At 66.9% G+C, this 1030-nt stretch carries 2 protein-coding genes; one reads left to right on the plus strand and one right to left on the minus strand.

Annotation, left to right across the window (positions count from 1 at the left end; all coding sequences use genetic code 11):
* The coding region (locus NA4_RS38335) for a pyridoxal-phosphate dependent enzyme (protein WP_157129596.1) at nt 1–692 on the plus strand (692 nt) is incomplete at its 5' end.
* Here the strand turns inward: NA4_RS38335 and NA4_RS38340 are convergent.
* Nucleotides 657–1030, minus strand: a 374-nt coding sequence (locus NA4_RS38340; protein WP_218022543.1) for a PI-PLC domain-containing protein, incomplete at its 5' end; no start/stop codon positions are given. The genes NA4_RS38335 and NA4_RS38340 overlap by 36 nt on opposite strands.

Raw genomic sequence — 1030 nt, forward strand, 5'->3', positions numbered from 1 at the left:
AGTACGGCGCCGAGGTGGTCACCTACGACCGCTACACCGGCGACCGCGTCGCCATCGGCGAGGCATTGGCCGCCGATCGCGGCCTGACGGTTGTCCCGCCATTCGATCACCCCGCCGTAATGGCCGGCCAGGGCACTACCGCGCTGGAACTGGTCGAGGAGGTCGGTCGGCTGGACGCTTTCCTGGCGCCCGTGGGCGGCGGCGGGCTGATGGCCGGCTGTGCGACTGCGGTGGCCGCGCTCTCGCCGGGAGCCCGGGTGGTCGGCGTGGAGCCGGTCGCAGGCGATGACACCAAGCGTTCGCTGACCGCCGGCAAACGGGTGCGCATCAAGGTGCCGAGAACGATCGCGGACGCCCAGGCGACGGAGATCCCCGGCGAGCTGACATTCAACGTGAATCGACACCTGTTGGACGAGATCGTGTTAGTCAGCGATGACGAACTCATCGCGGCGATGGTATTCCTCTACGAGCGGATGAAGATTGCCGTGGAGCCCACCGGGGCGGCAGGCATCGCCGCCCTTCTCTCCAAGCGGGTGGAACTACCCGGTCAACGGGTTGGCGTGATCGTCTCCGGCGGCAACATCGATACCGAACGATCACGCCAGCGGGTTTCGCGCCTTTGTTCGTCACGGTCGGACTCGGCGCTCATCGCGTGGTTACTGCTCGCGGAGGAAGGCTTCCAGTCCTGCTAGGTCGTCGGTGCTGATGTGGTCCACATCGGCGGCGACGAGTTCCCGCCAGACCGCTTCACGCCGCGCGCCGGGAGCGTCCGGTGTCGCCCAGAACCGCACCCGCTGGCCCGCCGCATGCGCTTGATCCACGATGTTGTGCAGCTTGTCCCGCTCCGCGGCGGGCATCTCTGCTTCTCCGGTCCAGGTGAAGATCGTGCTCCAGCTACCAGACACCAAGGGCACCAGGGTTACATCCGCACCGACCCCGAGGTGGCTCGGATCGGCGATTCCGCCGTCGTAGAAGGCGAACTGATCCTGCTGCTGTTCCATCAGAGCCTGCGGCCGGTCACCGGAGACCA

Source organism: Nocardia amamiensis NBRC 102102 (assembly GCF_001612745.1).
Lineage (GTDB): Bacteria > Actinomycetota > Actinomycetes > Mycobacteriales > Mycobacteriaceae > Nocardia > Nocardia amamiensis.